The organism is Vibrio sp. 1-Bac 57, assembly GCF_037546855.1.
GTDB lineage: Bacteria > Pseudomonadota > Gammaproteobacteria > Enterobacterales > Psychromonadaceae > Psychromonas.
Genome location: NZ_JALAAC010000008.1, coordinates 43858 through 61549, shown reverse-complemented (window position 1 = coordinate 61549; position 17692 = coordinate 43858). Strand labels below are relative to the sequence as shown.

Genomic DNA, 17692 nt, shown 5'->3' with positions numbered 1-17692 from the left:
TCGTATTAAATAACGCCTGCACCATTTTGTGGTGTGCAAATATAAATAGATTCTTTAATGCCTGTTTTTGCTTGATACTTAGCTTCAATAGCTGCCTGAACTTGAGGCACCATTTCTGTTGGCATCAAAGCAACACAACATCCACCAAAACCACCGCCAGTCATGCGTGCACCACCTTTGTTACCTAATGCTTCAGTTAATACTTCAACAATATAGTCAATCTCTGGCACAGTAATTTCAAAGTCATCACGCATAGAAGCATGCGAAGCATACATATATTCACCGACTTTTTGTAAATCACCTGCAATTAGTGCATCAGCACAGGCAACAGTACGTTCATTTTCAGAAATAACATGATGTGCACGCTTATAAACATCTGAGCCTTTTTCAATACTTGATGCATCTAATTCTGCTAACGTTGCATCACGCAATGCCACTTTACCAAGCAAACGAGAAGCTTCTTCACACTGTTCGCGCAGTGCATTATAGGTTCCATCAACTAAGCTATGCGTGACATTAGAGTTAACAATCATAATGCTAACACCTTCGGGAATATGCACAGATTTTGTTTCTAGGCTTCGACAATCAAGCAATAGTGCATGGCTCTTTTCACCACAGGCAGAAATCATCTGATCCATAATGCCACATTTACAACCTGCAAAATTATGCTCAGATGCTTGGCCAATAAGTGCTAAATCAGACTGAGTAACATCTAATTCATAGAGCGCTTTCATGGCCTGACCTGTAACTACCTCAAGTGCAGCTGAAGAACTTAAACCAGAGCCTAGTGGAACATTACCAGTAATAGCAATATCTGCGCCGCCAAGTGAGTAGCCCTTTTCTTTTAAGAAATGAACCACTCCACGCATGTAATTAGCCCATAGTTTATCTTCAGTTGGTTTTATTTCTTGATCAACAACAAATGAATCTTGAACATGATCATAATCCACCGAAATCAAACGGATCACACCATCGTCGCGTTTAGCGCAGGCAATAACGGCTTGATAATCAATGGCACATGGCATAACAAAACCGTCATTGTAATCGGTATGTTCACCGATTAGGTTAACGCGGCCGGGCGCTTGTACAAATGTTGTTGCAGGATAACCACATACATCTTGGAATGCGTTTGCTGCGCGTTGTTTTAAGTGAGTGCTTGGCATACAGTAAATCTCCGTCCCTTATTGTTGTTCTTTGTAGTGAACATCGCTGACATCACGTAACTTCTGAGCGGCTTGTTCTGCGGTGAGATCGCGTTGCGATTCAGCCAACATTTCATAGCCCACCATAAATTTACGAACTGACGCAGAGCGTAGTAGTGGTGGATAGAAAATGGCATGTAATTGCCAATGGTCAATATCCGTTCCTGCTTCAAAGAAGGGAGCATAGTGCCAACCCATTGAATAAGGGAAAGAACACTGGAATAGATTGTCATAACGACTGGTTAATTTCTTGATCGCAACGGCAAGGTCATCACGTTGTTCACTAGAAAGCTCACTCATGCGGCGAATCGCTGTTTTTGGTAATAACATGGTTTCAAATGGCCATGCAGCCCAATAAGGAACAACAGCAATCCAATGCTCTGTTTCAACAACGGTACGTTCACCGTCTTTCATTTCAGCTTGCACATAATCAAGTAACAGGTTTGAACCCTGTTGGTCGTAATATTCTTTAAGGTGTTTTTCTTTGCGTTCAATTTCATTAGGCAGGAAACTGTTTGCCCAGATTTGACCGTGTGGATGCGGTTGTGAACAACCCATTGTCTCGCCTTTATTTTCAAAAGCTTGCACCCAAACATAATCTTTACCTAATTCTTCAATCTGCTCGTTCCACGTATCAATAACGCCACGAATTTTGTTTACTGGTAGTTCTGGTAAGGTTTTGCTGTGGTCCGGTGAAAAACAGATCACACGACTTAAACCACGTACCCCTTGGGTTTTAAATAATGGGTTTTCAGATTCTGGCGCTTCAGGCGAATCCGTCATTAATGCTGCAAAATCGTTAGCAAAAACATAAGTACCTTTATAGTCTGGATTTTTATCACCAGAAATACGTGTGTTATTAGCACATAAGAAACAATCTTTATCGTAACTTGGTAGCTGCACGTTTGATGGTTTCTCATCCTGTCCACTCCACGGGCGTTTCGCACGGTGTGGAGAAACTAGGATCCATTGTCCTGTTAATGGGTTATAACGGCGATGTGGATGATCAATTGGATTAAATTTAATATCAGACATAGTTATTCTAGTTCCTATTTATAACGTCAGGCATTGCTTACTCAACACCTAACATTTGGGATAATTATTAATAGCCTTGTGGATTTTTTGACTGCCAATTCCAAGTATCTGCGGTCATTTCCATAATGCTACGGCTGGCTTTCCACCCTAAATCTTGTTCAGCTTTACTGGTACTTGCCCAACATTCTGCGATATCACCCGGCCTGCGTGGACAAATTTCATAGGCGATCTCTTTGCCTGAAGCTTCACTGAAGGCATTAACCATCTCAATGACGCTAGAACCATTACCTGTCCCTAGGTTATAAATATGTAATCCAGATTTTTGGCCGACCGCATTTAATGCAGCGATATGACCATCGGCAAGATCCATAACATGAATATAATCACGGACACCAGTACCATCAGGCGTTGAGTAATCATCACCAAATACAGACAGTTTATCGCGACGACCAACGGCAACTTGTGCAATAAAAGGCATTAAGTTATTAGGGATCCCCTGTGGATCTTCACCCATAGAGCCAGAAGGATGCGCGCCAACAGGATTGAAATAACGTAGTAGCGTAATGCTCCAATCAGGCTGAGAATCATAAAAATCAGAGAAGCAACATTCCACTATATATTTACTACGACCATAGGGATTAGTTGTTGCACCAACAGGTGAGTCCTCTGTAATAGGCACGCTTGTTGGGTCGCCATAAACCGTTGCAGAAGAGCTAAAAACAATACTTTTTACACCTGCAGTGCGCATTGCACGTGCTAGTACTAAGGATCCATTAACGTTGTTATCATAGTATTCCAAAGGCTTCGCTACTGATTCGCCCACCGCTTTTAGGCCGGCGAAATGAATAACAGATTGAATATCATGTTCACTAAAGACTTTATCTAGAAATGCTTGGTCGCGAACGTCACCTTGATAAAATGTTGGGCGCACTTTTGTCAGCGCTTCAATACGATCTAACACGGCTAATTTACTGTTACAAAGATTATCAACAATAATCGGCTCTAGGCCAGCTTGTAACATTTGTACACAGGTGTGACTGCCTATATACCCCATACCACCAGTAACGAGAACTTTCATGACAAACTGCTCCTATAGCTATTCAATTAAGATAAATAATAACAATTAATATTTTGAAAAAAAGTGATCCAATACGCATAGTGTAAACGTTTACACTTTATTTTTGAAGTGTTTTTTTACTTACCTACACCCTCAATAAAGTTAGTTTTTTTAGCTTTATATTTTTTATTCGCTTGATTATTAGGTTAATTATAACAATTGTATTGCTTATAAAATAAGCATTAATAGTCTGAAATAGACCAAAATTGAGGCTATTTTGTATAAAAAGCATTGTGTAAACGTTTCCATTGTATGCTATAAATATGACTATATTGTCTATTTCTTAATGGTTGTATTATGTCAGAAACACTTATTCCAAATATTGAATCGTTTATCGCTAATATCGATCCATTCAGTCGCTTACCCGAAGCATTACTTCAAAAAGTAAGTGCGACAATTAAGATCGTTTATCTTGCCAAAGGAGAGGTGATCCCACCGCCTTCATCGGAACAAGATAACTATTTGTTTATTGTCAAAACAGGTGCTATTGAACAGCGATGCGTTGACGGTAGCCTAAGAGGGCGCCTTGAAGAGGATGATGTATTTGGTTTTAGTTTATTTTCTAACTCCGAAGCGCGCTATCAAATAGAGGCAATTGACAATACATTACTTTATTTAGTGCCGGCCAAAACTATTTATTATATTCAATCTCAATATCCCGAATATGCACAACATTTTACTGCCAAACCGGAAGACCGGATCCATTCAGCACTTGAGTCAAGTTGGTCTGATATTAGTCAGAACTCTTTTTTTAATCGCGTGGAACAAGTAGCCAGTGAACAATTTTCGCAAGTTAATAGTGACGATTCCATTGCGCAAGCAGCTAAAGTTATGCGAGATAACGATGCATCTTGTTTAATAGTAAAAAAGGATAATCAGTTAGTTGGGATTGTTACCTGCACGGATCTTATTGGGCGAGTAATTGCGGAAGAGAAAAGCACACAATCGACAGTTAGTGAGATTATGAGTGCACTACCAAGTACTATTTCTCCAAAGGCCAGTGTTTTTGATGCTGCTATCTGCATGATGGAAAACAATATTCAAAATTTGCCCATTGTCGAACATGGTAAAGTACTGGGTTTGTTATCTTTAAATCAACTTTTTCAAAATCAGCGTATTGAAGCTATTTATCTGATTAATAAAATAAAAAAATCAACTAGTGAAAATAAATTGGCAGAACACATGCCTGAACGTGACCGTATTTTTCAATCATTGGTCAATGATAAAGTGCCTGCAGACTTAATCACTACTATTTTGAGTACGATCATGGATGCTGTGAATCAGCGTTTAATTGATATTGCCATTGACCGACTTGGCCCTGTGCCCTGTGAGTTTTCTTGGGTCGTATCTGGCTCTCATGCGCGTAAAGAGGCGCATATTTTGTCTGATCAGGACAGTGCGATTATTTTATCGAATGAGGCGACAGCAAAAGATAAAGTGTATTTTCGTCACCTTGCTATGGTCGTCACTAAGGGGCTCGACTTGTGTGGTTATGAACTTTGTCCTGGTAAGTTTATGGCGGTAACAGCGAAGTGGTGCCAACCTTTATCTGTATGGCAAGAATATTTTAAAAAGTGGATCCGCAATCCGGAATACGAATGCCTTTTGAACCTTAGCGTATTTCTTGATACTAGGGTTATATATGGGAACCACCAATACAGAACAACCTTGGTAAATGAATTTAAAGAAATGCTTTCTAGCCGTATTTTTTTGAGTAAATTAATACGTGATGCAGCAGAAAATCGTGCACCTTTAGGGATTTTCCATAATCTGGTATTAAGTAAGAATGAACATAATGAAAAAACACTTAATATAAAACGTTATGGCATTAATATTATTGTCGATTTAGCGAGAATTTATGCGCTATCAGCTAAGTCTGATGCTTGTAATACCACTGACAGGTTAATTGCAGTCAATAAAGCGGGGCTGATGGATGATGCAACCTTAAAAAATATCATCAGTGCGTATAACTTTCTTAAAAGTTTCCGTTTTTCTTATCAAGTGGATATGCTCAATAAAGGCGAGATACCAAGTAGTAAGATAAATCCTGATTATTTTGGTAGTTTCGAGCGTAAACACATCAAAGATGCTTTCCGTCTGATTGATGATTGGCAACAATATACGAAGATGAGATTTAGCTAATGCGTCGCTTTTTTAAAAAAAAGAATTATTGGAAAGAATTGGCGGCTAAACGCGCAGAATGTTTAATATCGAGTCTTCCTAATGAAGTTAGCTTGAATTTAAGTCAGCCATTACTCGATAAAAATACACTGTTTAAGGCGCTGCCTTTTCTTGTTGTTGATTTTGAAACCACTGGTTTTGAGCCAGCCAAAAACGATATTATTAGTATTGGTTGGGTAGAAATTGTAAATATGCAAATCGACCTTGGATGTAAGCAACATTATTACATTCGTAATAGCCAAGACATTAATCATGAGACAGCGGTTATCAATCAAATCGTACCGCAAATGATCCAAAATGATGGCGTTCCTCTTGAGCAAGTGATTAATACTTTACTGAATGCCAGCAAAGGTAAAATATTAGTGGTGCATGGCAAAGTGATTGAAAAAAACTTTCTAGACTTTTATGCACAAAAATTCTTAGGGATCCCTGAGTTACCTTTGATGTGGATTGATACGATGAAAATAGAAGAGTGGAAAACTGCAAAAACGGGAGGCAACACAATATCCCAAGATAATCGGCTTTCAGCGGTCAGGAAACGCTATAACTTACCTCAATATACAGCTCATAATGCCTTGGTTGACTCAGTTGCTAGCGCTGAACTATTACTTGCACAAATAGCGCATATGTACCGAGATCGGCAAGTCACCCTTGAAACGTTATATGAAATGAGTCAATAAACAATAAAGTTTAATTTGTATAAAATATGATGTGTAGTAAGTAAGTTAGTAAATAAAGTGTTGGGAAGGAGGATTACTTTTTTGACGTTATTTTACTTTAAGTATGAGACTGTTTTACTTTAAGTATGGGGCTGTTATACGTTGAAAGTTTTAATTAAATAAAAACGTATATACCCGCCACAAATCAATATTTGGGTTCTACATGAGCTACCCAACCTAGTAATACGGTTAGGTAGCTTGTGATTTTTTGTGGGGATCCCTCAGCTTTAAGTTAGTTCATGATTGAAAATCACCATTCTGCAAAAGATCCATCTTCATTTTTCCAGTGCGGGTTACGCCACTTTATTTCTGCTTTGTTTTGCTCCTGCATAAAGGCGTCATTTATATCAATGCCCAGCCCAGGCCCCTCAAGATTTAAACAGAAACCTGCTTCGAAATTAAACACTTCTTTGTTGTTAATATAATCAAGTACGTCATTACCTTTGTTATAATGGATACCAATGCTCTGCTCTTGAATAATGGCATTTTGACAACTACTGTCGATGTGAACGGAAGAGGCGAGTGCTATTGCACCTAAAGGACAGTGAGGAGCAAGTGCAACATCATAAGCTTCTGCCATTGAAGCAATCTTTTTCATTTCGGTTATACCACCACAATGACTCACATCGGGCTGAATGATATCGACTCCGCCCCTTTGTAATAAGTGCTTAAACTCCCAACGTGAAAACATACGCTCTCCCGTGGCAATTGGAATCGCTCCATATTGAGCTATTTCATGTATAGCATCAAAATGTTCAGCAAGAACGGGCTCTTCAACAAACATCAAATTCATTGGTTCAAGTTCTTTCATTAAAACTTTAGCCATTGCTTTATGCACTCGACCATGAAAATCAACAGCAATGCCGAAGTCTTTGCCTACTGCATCTCTAATCGATTGAACTCGGTCTAGTAATGCATCAACTTTACTGTGCTTATCGAGGAAGTTTAACTCATCGGTGCCATTCATTTTAATGGCAGTAAAACCTTCTTTTTGCTTCTCTTTAGCCATGCGCACAACATCATCGGGTCTATCGCCACCAATCCATGAATAAGTACGAATTTTTTCACGGCATTTCCCTCCAAGGAGTTGATAAACAGGCACATCAAGAGCCTTCCCTTTAATATCCCAAAGTGCTTGGTCAATACCCGCTAAGGCACTCATCATAATTGGCCCTCCACGATAGAAAGTGGAACGGTATAAATAATTCCAATGCATCTCGATATCACGGGGATCTTTTCCTATGAGGTATTCCATCATCTCTTCAACACATGCGTGAACAGTATGCGTACGCCCTTCTAAACAAGGCTCACCCCAGCCAACAAGACCAACATCTGTTATAATTTTCAAAAAACCCCAACGAGGTGCCACTGTATATGTCTCAAAACCGATAATTTTCATTTAAAGCCTCTAAAATAAGTTTGTAATAAGTTTGTAATAAGTTTGTAATAAGTTTGTTTTCTGACTGTTTATCTAATTTAATGCTACTTACCCTGGAATTAGTTTCAGATATATATGAAATATTACTCACCTAGCTTTGAAAAGAAGAGGTGTAATTATTCCAGCTTTAAATAGTTTTATTGCATTTTAACTTTCACTAAAATAAGCAAACGCGCGTCATTCAATTGAGTCCAATTCCCTTAACTTTTCTTGTGTTTCGTTCTACTAGGTTGCTAATTATCGGATGGACATTATTTTTAGATAAGTTCAAGCATTCATATATTTATTTAAGTATGCGAGATCCATCCCGCAATAATATTTATAGGCTCAACTTTCAGTAGAGCCGTTATACTTTTTGTATCATTGATTATAAATAACCACTGATACTATCGGTTCATTTAATTTACTTTCATCATTGCCACCATAGCGCTAACACCGGGAAGACAATAACTAACCCAAGGGTGAGTATTTGTAATCCAATGAATGGAACCAATGAACTAAATATTTCCCCTAAGCTGATATCTTTTGGTGCAACGGACTTTAAGTAGAATGCTGCGGGTCCAAAAGGAGGAGAAAGAAATGAAACCTGCATATTAAGACAGAAAACCACACCAAACCAAACTGGATCCATACCCAGCCCGATAATGATGGGGACAAAAATAGGCATTGTTAATAACGCAACACCAACCCAATCGAGGAACATGCCCAAGACGAATAATACCAGCATCATAATTAGTAATGTAGTCATTGCATCACCACCACTGAGTGACAATATTGTGATTTCAACAAAATCAATACCGCCCATCAGATTGTATACACCGACCAATGCACTTGCTCCGATACCGATCCACATGATCATGCCACAGGTTTTCATGGTTGCGATTGCAGCATCCTTAAGCATTGCAAAATTCAATTCTTTACGAATCCAGGTGCTGATCATGATACCAACTACACCTAATGCAGACGCTTCAGTTACCGATGCAATGCCCGAATAAATACTACCAAGAACCACTGCTACTGATAGCAAAGGAAAAAGTAGCGCTTTGAAAAAATTGGGCTGATTTTTGGCATCTTCGGCTAACTCTTCAGCCGTTGGAACCGGAGCAAGGGAAGGGTTCAACTTACAACGTATCAACACATAAAGAATATAGAAGATGGCAAGGATAAAAGCAGGTAAGAACGAGGCCTTAAATAAATCACCAATAGATACACTGGCCGTTAATCCATAAATAATCAATACAATACTGGGTGGTAACATAGTCCCTAGTGCACCACCGGCACAAGTTACTCCAATAGCCAACTTACGATTGTAGCCTAAGCGGAGCATTTGCGGTAAAGCAAGAATACCTAAGAGAACAGTCTCTCCACCGATAACACCTGACATAGAAGCTAAAACAATAGCAACAAGTAGAGTTTGAACCGCGACACCGCCACGTACTCGTTTACCGAAAATTTTCATTGCTTCAAATAAATCATGAGCAATACCCGACCTATCTAATAATGCAGCCATTAAAACAAACATGGGCACAGCTAGAAATATATAACCATCAACAAAACTATATAAACGACTACTAACGAGGGGTAATGCATCAATGCCAAACCAACCTAGGGTAAAAAATAAAGCTACAAAACCCGTTACAAACGCTAACTGCATACCAGTCAGTAACAAAGCAATCATCAAAAATAACATCAATAGGCTACCATAGCCTATACCGATAGCAGATAAATCAAACATTATTATGCTTCCTTAGCTCTTTGATTTCTGCAATCAAATGCAAGATAAATTGAATAGTAAGAATACAAAAAGAGAATAAAATAATCGCCTTTAGAAGTGCAGGAAAGGGAGGGTTCCAAGCACTGCCGGAGGTATTTAAACGTAATTCACCAAAGGGTGAAAACCAAGCACTTTCGGCTAATGTATAAGCCCCATATGTCATAAAACCAGAGAACGTAATACCAACGATGTTATGCACGAGGTTAAGGAAATGACGAGTACGTTGAGTAACAACATCATAGATCAGAACGACTCGTACATGCTTATTAGATGCAAACGCATATAAGCCGCCAACTACGAACAATGAGCCACCAATAAATGATGCGGTTTCGTGAACCCAAATGGTTGGAGAATTAAATACATAACGCATAACCACTTCATAAAAAGAGATCAACACAGTGAAAATAAATAGCAGACTCAAAGTATTTCCTATTTTAATGATCACCGCATCCAAAAGATTGCGCGGTTGTTCATCTTCAGGTACTTGATTCTGCTTTTCTGATTGTTTAGTAGACATAACGAATTTCCAGATTAATCAAGGGTACAGCGACCCTTGATTAGGATTACGAGAGGGTGAATTACAGTAGTCCGTTTTCAGATAAGAACTTAGTTATTGATAAGTAAGCTTTTTGAGCATTTGGAGAACGCTTAGCAAATACTTCCCATTGAGTTTGTGCAATGGCTCGGAATTTTTTACGTTCTTCAGCAGACCAGTTATGAATGGTGATATCTGGATTCGCTTGAGCAACTTTAAGTGCAGCTTGATCCGCCATTTTTAGTTGAGTCGTAAGATCGTAAGATAAATCACGTACCGAAGTAATTAAAATTTGTTGTAAGTTCGCAGGTAATTTATCCCATTTCTTTTGGCTTACTGAAAAGTCGATTAATGGTAAAGAATGAAATCCTGGTTGTACTGGATGTGGTGCGATATCGTTTAAACCATTTTTTTGGTTAATTGAAAATACCGTGTAATCGGCAGCATCAATAACGCCTTTGCTCAGGCCAGTAAATACTTCTGAACCAGGTAAATTTACTGGTGCTGCACCAGCGGCGGCAAATACTTGTTGTACAAGCCCTTCAGGCGCACGTAATTTAAGTCCTTTTAAATCAGCAACACCATCAATTGGTACTGATGAAACAAATGACTCAACACCTGTTGTTGATGCACCAACAAATTTTACACCATATGGGGCATATAACTCAGTCATCAACTCATTACCGCCACCGTAATTCATGTATTGTAACAATTGCGTCGTATCAGACCAAGCACCAACCGTATTCCCCAGTAAACCAAATGCCGGATCTTGACCTGAAAAATAACTAGTTGATGTGAATTGCCCGTCCAGCACGCCCATTTTTATAGCACCTAGTGTTTCAGTATGCTTAACAACACTGCCTACAGGTAATAATTTAATATCAATTCTTCCATCTGACATTACACCAACACGTTCTGCCCAGGCTTGTTGGACTTGAAAGCTTTTTTCCCCTGAAGGGTCTGAAGATTGAACTTTAAATACAAAATCTGCTGCTAGAGCAGAAGTTGAAAAAATACCGGCAATCACACCGGCTAATAATGCCTTATTAATATTTATCATTTATCATTCCTTGTTAAATTGTTATTTCATATAGTGTGTTGAACCAGCGTAGTATATTAAAAGTAAGCAGCAAAATTTGTGATACTAGTAATGGTTGCTAGGTCTTATATCATAATGCCGTAATGTGGAACTTTTATGGGAATGTGGGCACTGTCAACTTAACTGCCGCTCTATCAATTATGCGATAATCTGCTGATGAAAAACTAAAATACCTATGCAGGTTATCGTTATCCTACCCAAATAATCAGCCATACAGTTTGGCTTTATCATCGTTTTACATTAGCTTTCGTGATATTGAAGCATTGCTTGATGCTGGGGGAGTTGTTGTTACTTATGAAGCGATCCGGCATTAATACAGTGCTATCTATTACAACAATGCCAGAAGGGAGACCTATTCGTTCACAATATAGCCTAAAGCATATGCTGACAAGGGAGATTTTAATGAAGGTTTTAATATAATCGGGCAGCCTGTTGCCATTGCAGGACCTAACTTAAATCCAAGATTTAATAATGGAAAACCCCATGATAAATAAGCTACAACACCTACAGGCTTAATACTTAGTGTATGTTTATGAGTTCCTGCTATATCTGGAATTTGGGTAACACCGTGGCGTTGAATCTCTTCGGAATAAAATCCTAAACTATCCACTAATGATTGATAGTCTTCTTCAGTACCGGCCCATGTCTTTCCTGTTTCTTCATGTACACTCTGGCGTAATAGTTCTTCATTTTCTATGACTGCATGTTGTAGTTTTCTCTCCATGCTACACGCTCTGATATCGGTGTATTCGCCCAAGGCTTTGGTGCTTTCTTTACTGCATCTAATGCTTTTTGAGCATATTCTTTATCTGCGCTATATATCTTCGTAATCACATTTTCTGTCGCGGGATTCACAATTTCAATTTGTTGTGGCGATACCACAGTAACACCATCAATATACATTTTTTGATATTTCATAATATTCAAATCCTCTTGTAATAAACTGCAGTGGTCAAGTGTTATAGGACTGCATCAGTAGATAATCTTTAGCGTTCTAGCATAAGCCAATGAAGTCATTTTTCCTATTTGGTTTTTGTTTTCTCCCATATGATGGAATATTAAAATTGATACCAACTCATTAACAAAAAACTGATTTGTTCCATCATGTGGGAATGTATTCTTACGATGGTTTATTGGTAGTTAGATCTCAATATTTTCACTATCATCTCTCCATAATATTGACTTACATAATAAGCCAACAATAAATTTATCAATTGGAAGAGTATGAAATGAAAATCATAGATGTTATTCCTCACGCTATATCAGTGCCTCTTGATCAACCTTTCTATTTCTCACAAGGATGGGTACATGAACGAAGCTCACTTATTATTGAAATTGTTACCGACGAAGGTGTAACTGGCTGGGGGGAATCTCTATGTCATGGACTACAGTCCCCACATATTGCTGCTGCATTTATTAGTCATATATTTAAAAAAATATTATTGAATAGAAATCCCTTTGACGTCGAGGTGTTGTGGGAAGAAATGTATAACCACACCCGTCCATATGGCCAAGGTGGCGCTGCAGTCAATGCGATGAGTGGTGTTGATATTGCACTATGGGATATTATGGGTAAGACAGTAAATAAACCTATTCATGCTCTTATTGGTGGTGCATTTAGAACCGAAGTTACACCCTATGCAACGGGGTTTTATCGTATTGCTAACGCTAAATATCCAGAAGCTTCTATAGAAGAAGCTGCGCAATATGTAGATAAAGGTTTTTCTGCGTTTAAGTTAAAAATTGGCTTTGGTGTTGAACAAGATATCAAGTTCATTAAAGCAATTCGCGAATCTGTTGGTAATGATATTAAGATTATGGCCGATGCGAATGGTGCTTATAATGTTAGTGCTGCACGTCGAATTATAAAAGAAACGGAAGAGTTTAATCCTTACTTTCTCGAAGAGCTACTAGCACCTGAAGATCTGCAAGGTTATGCACAGATAAAAAACTTATCTAAAACTTATATTGCCGCAGGTGAGCAAATTTTTGGTAAAACTGGTTATCGTCCTTGGTTTGCTGCTAGCGCACTAGACATTGTTCAGCCAGATTTATGTTCTTCAGGTGGTATTACAGAATGTAAAAAAATTGCTGCAATGGCTCAAGCGCACAATACCATGATGATTCCTCATGTTTGGGGGTCTGGTATTGGTATCGCCGCATCTTTACAATTTATTGCTTCCATTCCTGCCACGCCATTATCTCTTAATCCCCTTGAACCAATGCTTGAATTTGATCAATCGTCTCACCCATTTAGAACGGATCTTATTTTTGATGGGATCAAGCTAAAAGATGGCAAAGTGCAGATATCTAAATTACCGGGTATTGGTGTCGAAGTGAATAGAGAAATCATAGACAAATATAAGGAGAATTAAGTTAATAAAATTATTTTCACTTTAATTAAAGGGTCTGAAATGAATTTAAACAAACGAGAAATAAGTTGGTTGATCATAGACTGGGGAACAACTAATTTTAGAGTATTCGCTATGGATGCAAACAATAACGTTGTTGATAAAAAAGAAGAAAAATTAGGTCTACTGCAAGTTAAAGAGGGAGAGTTTGCAAAGCAACTGGAGGAAATATTATCAGGGTGGTTAGCGGAGTTTAAACATTTGCCTATTTTCATGGCGGGTATGGTTGGTTCTAAACAAGGATGGCATGATGTAAGTTATCAAGCAACGCCCGTTGACTTAATTAACCTTGCTTCAACTGCTTATCAATTTTTATTACCGTGGGGGGCGTCGGCTGTTATTTTTCCCGGGGTTAGCCATCAATCGAACGGTGATCAATATGATGTTATGCGTGGTGAAGAAATCCAATTAATTGGCCTTTCTTATTTGCTTGAATCTTCTTCTTTTTTATCAATATTACCAGGCACTCATAGTAAACATGCGATTATAAAAAATGGGAAATTAAGCTCATTTTCAACTTATATGACAGGTGAACTCTACTCTATATTGTCCCAGCATTCGATTTTAGGTCGTGGTTTATCTGAACTACCTCAGTCTCATGATCTTGGGAAAGCATTCATTCGCGGGCTTAATGAAGGGCAATCAGGGCTGCTAAGTAATGCATTATTTTTGGTTAGAACCCATCGACTCTTTAATAACCTGTCTGATGATCAGGTATTAGAGTATTTGTCAGGCATGTTAATAGGCAAAGAGTTAAGCGCATTAAAAAATACGATGAATAAAACGGATGAGCATCTTTATTTGGTTGGGAGTGAAAATCTATGCCGTTCTTACCAACTTGCTTGTTCAGAGTTTGGTATAAAAAATACTTATGTTAATGGTGATAATTGTTTCATTAGGGGCATGGTAGAACTAAAGAAGGTGATTAATAATGTTAAAAAATAAGTTTAAGTTAGAAGACCATTTACCTCTTATTGCAATTATTAGAGGGGTAGAATCAGATGCAGTAATACGCGTGACGGAAATCCTAATTAGTGAAGGTTTCACTATGATAGAGGTACCATTAAATAGCCCAAATGCGCTTGAGAGCATTAAGAAGTTAGTTGAAAAATTTGGAGATAAATATTTAGTCGGTGCAGGTACAGTGACAACCGGCGAACAGGCGAAACAAGTGATTGCGACGGGTGCCAACTTAGTGGTAACACCTAATTTTAATCAAGAAGTTGTCCATTTATCTGCAGCAGCAGGCTGCGCAGTATTCCCTGGCATTGTTACACCTTCAGAAGCTTTCTCCGCTTTGGCTGCTGGCGCAACTGGTATAAAGATTTTCCCAGTTTCCGCGTTGGGTTTAGATGGGTTTAAAGCATTAAAATCGGTACTTCCACCGAAGACAATTTGTATGCCTGTTGGTGGTATCAATTCAACCATAGAAAGTATGAAACCTTATTTAGATCTGGGTGCATTAGGCTTTGGTTTAGGATCTGCTTTATATTCTCCGTCCATGAGTGATGATGAAATTCGTAATAATGCCAAAGCATTTGTTGCTGCTTATAATGAAAGTCTTAATTAAAAAAAGAATCAAATAGTTTATTTTAATTGAACTATTTATAGGCTAGTTTACCTAGCCTATAAAATTTATTTTTAATTAATAAACAATATCTTATATTTTAAATTAATGTGTCTTTTTAATTTTTAGTAGCGTCTCTTTGTCATCTAATTAATCCTCTTATTTCATCTTCTTTACTTAAATTGCTTCTCTGTGTGACTTATAAAAAATTAAAATGTCAGCTGCTAAATGAGTGCTTGTTTATTAATAATACTTGAGGTTCTCGATAGGAGAGTTGCCTTACTCTTTAAAATTAATGCTCCTTTGTGATTTTCACTTTATTCACGCTAATTTAGTTTTTCAGATATTTTTTTGCTATAGATAGTAATCGTATCAATTAACTCAATCATTCTGGCATCAGACATATAAGGCTTAATACTGGTGACTGAAATGGCTGCTATAATGTTGCCATATTTATTACGGATAGGAACCGCGACACAACGAACAAGCTCTTCATTGTCTTCTAAATCAAATGTGTAATCATGTTTTGCATATTTTTCCATTCTCGTAATCATTAGCTCTGTATCTAAGTGCTTTTCTTTGTCAATTAAGCGTTTCCACTCCATCTTTGGCATATCTATCATCAAGGCTTTACCAACACCTGTACCTGCTAGCGGAAGTCGATCACCTATTTGTGAACGAAGTTGAATGGCGCGGTTTCCCGGTACCTTATCTAGATAAAAAATCTCGTCTCGATCTTTGATCCCCAAGTGCACGGTGTCATTAGTTAATTCTGCTAACTCGCAAAGGTAACCGTGTGCAATCTCTTTTAATGGCATATCTCTTTGTGCTCGATTACCTAATTGAATCATTTTAGTGCCAAGTACTAAACCGATCCCTTTCACATCTCGAATATATCGAGCTTCAATGAGCCCATATAGAATTCGGTGCACAGTAGATTTTGGTAAATTTAGATGGTCGCAAATACCTTTAAGGTGACGATGACCGTCAGCTACGGCATCAACAACTAAGATAGCTTTATTAAGTGATTGATTTCTAGCATTAGTAGTCATTGCTGGGTCCCTTTTTATTAGGAACGATAATTACACTAATTTGTATAAAAAAATGTGAGTATGATTAAAGTTCTATATACGAGATATAAAGTTCTATATAGTGGGATTTTGATCAAAAATTGTATCCTTTTTAAGAAATTAGATCTGTGTTGCCGCAAATATTCTCTACATAAATAAGTTTATAAAAATCCATTATTTTTAATCGATACCAGGTCGACATTTGAGCTGCGATCTAATAAAAAACTTTAAGATAACTTTAGATGCTTTAATCTTAATATTTCTAATACTTTAAACATATTTGTATTAATTTTGCACAATATCATAAAAATTACTCCTTCCAAGATCACACAAAATAGAAGATACCAGATGGTGGGATATTTCCCTTTCTGGGCTTTATTATGTAGTTCCTAACCTTGTCATAGGCTAATATTTCTCCTGTGAAAAAATAGGTTTTTAGTTTAAAACCTTTAACCCTAAAACTGTATATTACTTTAAATTCAAAAGCTTACTTTAATTTTAAAATGGCTTTTTATCATTTAGTAATAAAAGTATTAATCAAAAAAGGAATTAACATGAAAAAATCATTACTGTCTTTATTGTTATTATCATTAGTTACCATTGGTGCATCTGCTAAAGATGTTTACCCTGATGGGCCTGTAAAAATTATTGTCCCGTACTCTGCTGGTGGTGGCTCAGATAGTGTAAGTCGAGCATTAGCTGAAGCTTTAAAACCTGAGTTCCCTGATGGAATAGCGGTAGAAAATAGAACTGGTGGCGCAGGTTCAGTTGGTATGTCATATGGTATGCATTCGAAAGCAAACGGGAGCATTATTACTATGGTTGCACCAGAGTTAGTGATGCTTCCACATACTGGAAATGGTGGCGATATTGATTATAAACAGTTCATTCCTTTGGCAATTGTTAACTCAGGTTATGCTGCAATTACAGTCCCTTCTGACTCTCCATACAAAACGTTAGATGACCTATTAAAAGATGCTAAATCGAACAATTTACTTTTTGGTAATTCAGGAACTGGTTCTATCTGGCACCTAGCTGGTGCAGGGATGGAGCAATCTGCCGGTGTTGAATTTACGCATGTACCATTTAAAGGCTCTTCTGCTGCAGTTACCTCACTACTTGGTCATCATTTAGATGCTGTTTCTGTTTCTTATGCAGAAGTTGCATCTCAAGTAAAAGCAGGTGCATTAAGAACGTTAGCAGTATTAGCGCCAAACAGATTAGCTGATGCCCCTAATGTGCCTACTGCAACTGAACTTGGTTACGATGTGGTGATTGGTACATGGAGAGGTTATGCAGTACCAGTGGGTACGCCAACAGCAACTGTAGATTTTTTAACTAAATCAATCTTAAAAGCAGCTGAAACAGATACTTTTATTAAATTCATGAAAAATACTAACAATGATATTGAAATCATTGACTCTGAAGGTTTCGCTAAGAAATTAAAAAGAGAAGATGATTTTTATAAAAACCTAATTTCAACTTTATAATTTTAAAATAACAAAGCATTACAGCAGACTTATCACTTGTTCTGTTGTAATGCT

The 17692-nt window shown here is 37.7% G+C and carries 14 protein-coding genes and 1 pseudogene; 6 read left to right on the top strand and 9 right to left on the bottom strand.

Going from position 1 to position 17692, the window contains the following annotated elements; genetic code table 11:
• Positions 1-5: 5 nt before the first annotated feature.
• The 3 genes from galK to galE form a co-directional block, all read right to left on the bottom strand.
• Entirely contained in the window at positions 6-1163 is a 1158-nt protein-coding gene (gene galK / locus MT391_RS07280) for a galactokinase (protein ID WP_499497344.1), read from the bottom strand.
• A gap of 18 nt (positions 1164-1181) precedes the next feature.
• Positions 1182-2237, bottom strand: a complete 1056-nt coding sequence (locus MT391_RS07275; RefSeq protein WP_499439210.1) for a UDP-glucose--hexose-1-phosphate uridylyltransferase — start codon at positions 2235-2237, stop codon at positions 1182-1184.
• A gap of 67 nt (positions 2238-2304) precedes the next feature.
• Positions 2305-3315: a UDP-glucose 4-epimerase GalE gene (gene galE, locus MT391_RS07270; protein WP_499497343.1), complete on the bottom strand. Its 1011-nt coding sequence runs from the start codon at positions 3313-3315 to the stop codon at positions 2305-2307.
• 336 nt (positions 3316-3651) lie between these two features.
• On the opposite strand from galE, the gene MT391_RS07265 reads away from it, so the two are divergent.
• Together MT391_RS07265 and MT391_RS07260 are read left to right on the top strand one after the other, a co-directional pair.
• Positions 3652-5496, top strand: coding sequence for a DUF294 nucleotidyltransferase-like domain-containing protein (locus MT391_RS07265; RefSeq protein ID WP_499497342.1), 1845 nt, complete (start codon positions 3652-3654; stop codon positions 5494-5496).
• The gene (locus MT391_RS07260) at positions 5496-6215 is read left to right on the top strand and encodes an exonuclease domain-containing protein (RefSeq protein WP_499497341.1); all 720 of its coding nucleotides are present in this window, start codon (positions 5496-5498) and stop codon (positions 6213-6215) included. The genes MT391_RS07265 and MT391_RS07260 overlap by 1 nt, the downstream gene beginning before the upstream one ends.
• A 289-nt stretch (positions 6216-6504) precedes the next feature.
• Here MT391_RS07260 and dgoD read toward each other — a convergent pair whose 3' ends face one another.
• The 5 genes and pseudogenes from dgoD to MT391_RS07235 form a co-directional block, all read right to left on the bottom strand.
• Positions 6505-7653, bottom strand: coding sequence for a galactonate dehydratase (gene dgoD / locus MT391_RS07255; RefSeq protein WP_499497340.1), 1149 nt, complete (start codon positions 7651-7653; stop codon positions 6505-6507).
• 451 nt (positions 7654-8104) lie between these two features.
• Positions 8105-9427 carry a TRAP transporter large permease gene (locus MT391_RS07250; protein WP_499497339.1) on the bottom strand — a complete coding sequence of 441 codons (1323 nt, stop codon included), beginning with the start codon at positions 9425-9427 and terminating at the stop codon, positions 8105-8107.
• The gene (locus MT391_RS07245; RefSeq protein WP_499497338.1) at positions 9420-9983 is read right to left on the bottom strand and encodes a TRAP transporter small permease subunit; all 564 of its coding nucleotides are present in this window, start codon (positions 9981-9983) and stop codon (positions 9420-9422) included. Before MT391_RS07245 ends, MT391_RS07250 begins: the two co-directional genes overlap by 8 nt.
• Positions 9984-10044: 61 nt before the next feature.
• Entirely contained in the window at positions 10045-11061 is a 1017-nt protein-coding gene (locus tag MT391_RS07240; RefSeq protein ID WP_499497337.1) for a TRAP transporter substrate-binding protein, read from the bottom strand.
• A 391-nt stretch (positions 11062-11452) separates the two neighbouring features.
• Positions 11453-12003: pseudogene (locus tag MT391_RS07235) on the bottom strand (aldehyde dehydrogenase family protein).
• 326 nt (positions 12004-12329) lie between these two features.
• Here MT391_RS07235 and MT391_RS07230 point away from each other — a divergent pair.
• From MT391_RS07230 to MT391_RS07220, 3 genes are read left to right on the top strand one after another with little or no spacing between them, the layout of a single operon-like run.
• The gene (locus tag MT391_RS07230) at positions 12330-13475 is read left to right on the top strand and encodes a mandelate racemase/muconate lactonizing enzyme family protein (protein WP_499497336.1); all 1146 of its coding nucleotides are present in this window, start codon (positions 12330-12332) and stop codon (positions 13473-13475) included.
• A gap of 39 nt (positions 13476-13514) precedes the next feature.
• Positions 13515-14456 (top strand): 2-dehydro-3-deoxygalactonokinase, encoded by a 942-nt coding sequence (locus tag MT391_RS07225; RefSeq protein WP_499497335.1) that lies wholly within the window; start codon positions 13515-13517, stop codon positions 14454-14456.
• Entirely contained in the window at positions 14443-15081 is a 639-nt protein-coding gene (locus tag MT391_RS07220) for a 2-dehydro-3-deoxy-6-phosphogalactonate aldolase (protein ID WP_499497334.1), read from the top strand. Before MT391_RS07225 ends, MT391_RS07220 begins: the two co-directional genes overlap by 14 nt.
• Positions 15082-15404: 323 nt before the next feature.
• On the opposite strand, the gene MT391_RS07215 is transcribed toward MT391_RS07220, so the two are convergent.
• Complete coding sequence (locus MT391_RS07215) at positions 15405-16130, bottom strand: IclR family transcriptional regulator (RefSeq protein ID WP_499497333.1); 726 nt, start codon at positions 16128-16130, stop codon at positions 15405-15407.
• Between the two features lie 572 nt (positions 16131-16702).
• Here MT391_RS07215 and MT391_RS07210 point away from each other — a divergent pair.
• Positions 16703-17638 carry a tripartite tricarboxylate transporter substrate binding protein gene (locus MT391_RS07210; protein WP_166368552.1) on the top strand — a complete coding sequence of 312 codons (936 nt, stop codon included), beginning with the start codon at positions 16703-16705 and terminating at the stop codon, positions 17636-17638.
• The last annotated feature ends 54 nt before the right edge of the window (positions 17639-17692 follow it).

What these genes read in the sequence shown, in the direction of transcription:
- galK (WP_499497344.1), bottom strand. Translation starts at nt 1,163, where the DNA reads ATGCCAAGCACTCACTTAAAACAACGCGCAGCAAACGCATTCCAAGAT.
- MT391_RS07275 (WP_499439210.1), bottom strand. Translation starts at nt 2,237, where the DNA reads ATGTCTGATATTAAATTTAATCCAATTGATCATCCACATCGCCGTTAT.
- galE (WP_499497343.1), bottom strand. Translation starts at nt 3,315, where the DNA reads ATGAAAGTTCTCGTTACTGGTGGTATGGGGTATATAGGCAGTCACACC.
- MT391_RS07265 (WP_499497342.1), top strand. Translation starts at nt 3,652, where the DNA reads ATGTCAGAAACACTTATTCCAAATATTGAATCGTTTATCGCTAATATC.
- MT391_RS07260 (WP_499497341.1), top strand. Translation starts at nt 5,496, where the DNA reads ATGCGTCGCTTTTTTAAAAAAAAGAATTATTGGAAAGAATTGGCGGCT.
- dgoD (WP_499497340.1), bottom strand. Translation starts at nt 7,653, where the DNA reads ATGAAAATTATCGGTTTTGAGACATATACAGTGGCACCTCGTTGGGGT.
- MT391_RS07250 (WP_499497339.1), bottom strand. Translation starts at nt 9,427, where the DNA reads ATGTTTGATTTATCTGCTATCGGTATAGGCTATGGTAGCCTATTGATG.
- MT391_RS07245 (WP_499497338.1), bottom strand. Translation starts at nt 9,983, where the DNA reads ATGTCTACTAAACAATCAGAAAAGCAGAATCAAGTACCTGAAGATGAA.
- MT391_RS07240 (WP_499497337.1), bottom strand. Translation starts at nt 11,061, where the DNA reads ATGATAAATATTAATAAGGCATTATTAGCCGGTGTGATTGCCGGTATT.
- MT391_RS07230 (WP_499497336.1), top strand. Translation starts at nt 12,330, where the DNA reads ATGAAAATCATAGATGTTATTCCTCACGCTATATCAGTGCCTCTTGAT.
- MT391_RS07225 (WP_499497335.1), top strand. Translation starts at nt 13,515, where the DNA reads ATGAATTTAAACAAACGAGAAATAAGTTGGTTGATCATAGACTGGGGA.
- MT391_RS07220 (WP_499497334.1), top strand. Translation starts at nt 14,443, where the DNA reads ATGTTAAAAAATAAGTTTAAGTTAGAAGACCATTTACCTCTTATTGCA.
- MT391_RS07215 (WP_499497333.1), bottom strand. Translation starts at nt 16,130, where the DNA reads ATGACTACTAATGCTAGAAATCAATCACTTAATAAAGCTATCTTAGTT.
- MT391_RS07210 (WP_166368552.1), top strand. Translation starts at nt 16,703, where the DNA reads ATGAAAAAATCATTACTGTCTTTATTGTTATTATCATTAGTTACCATT.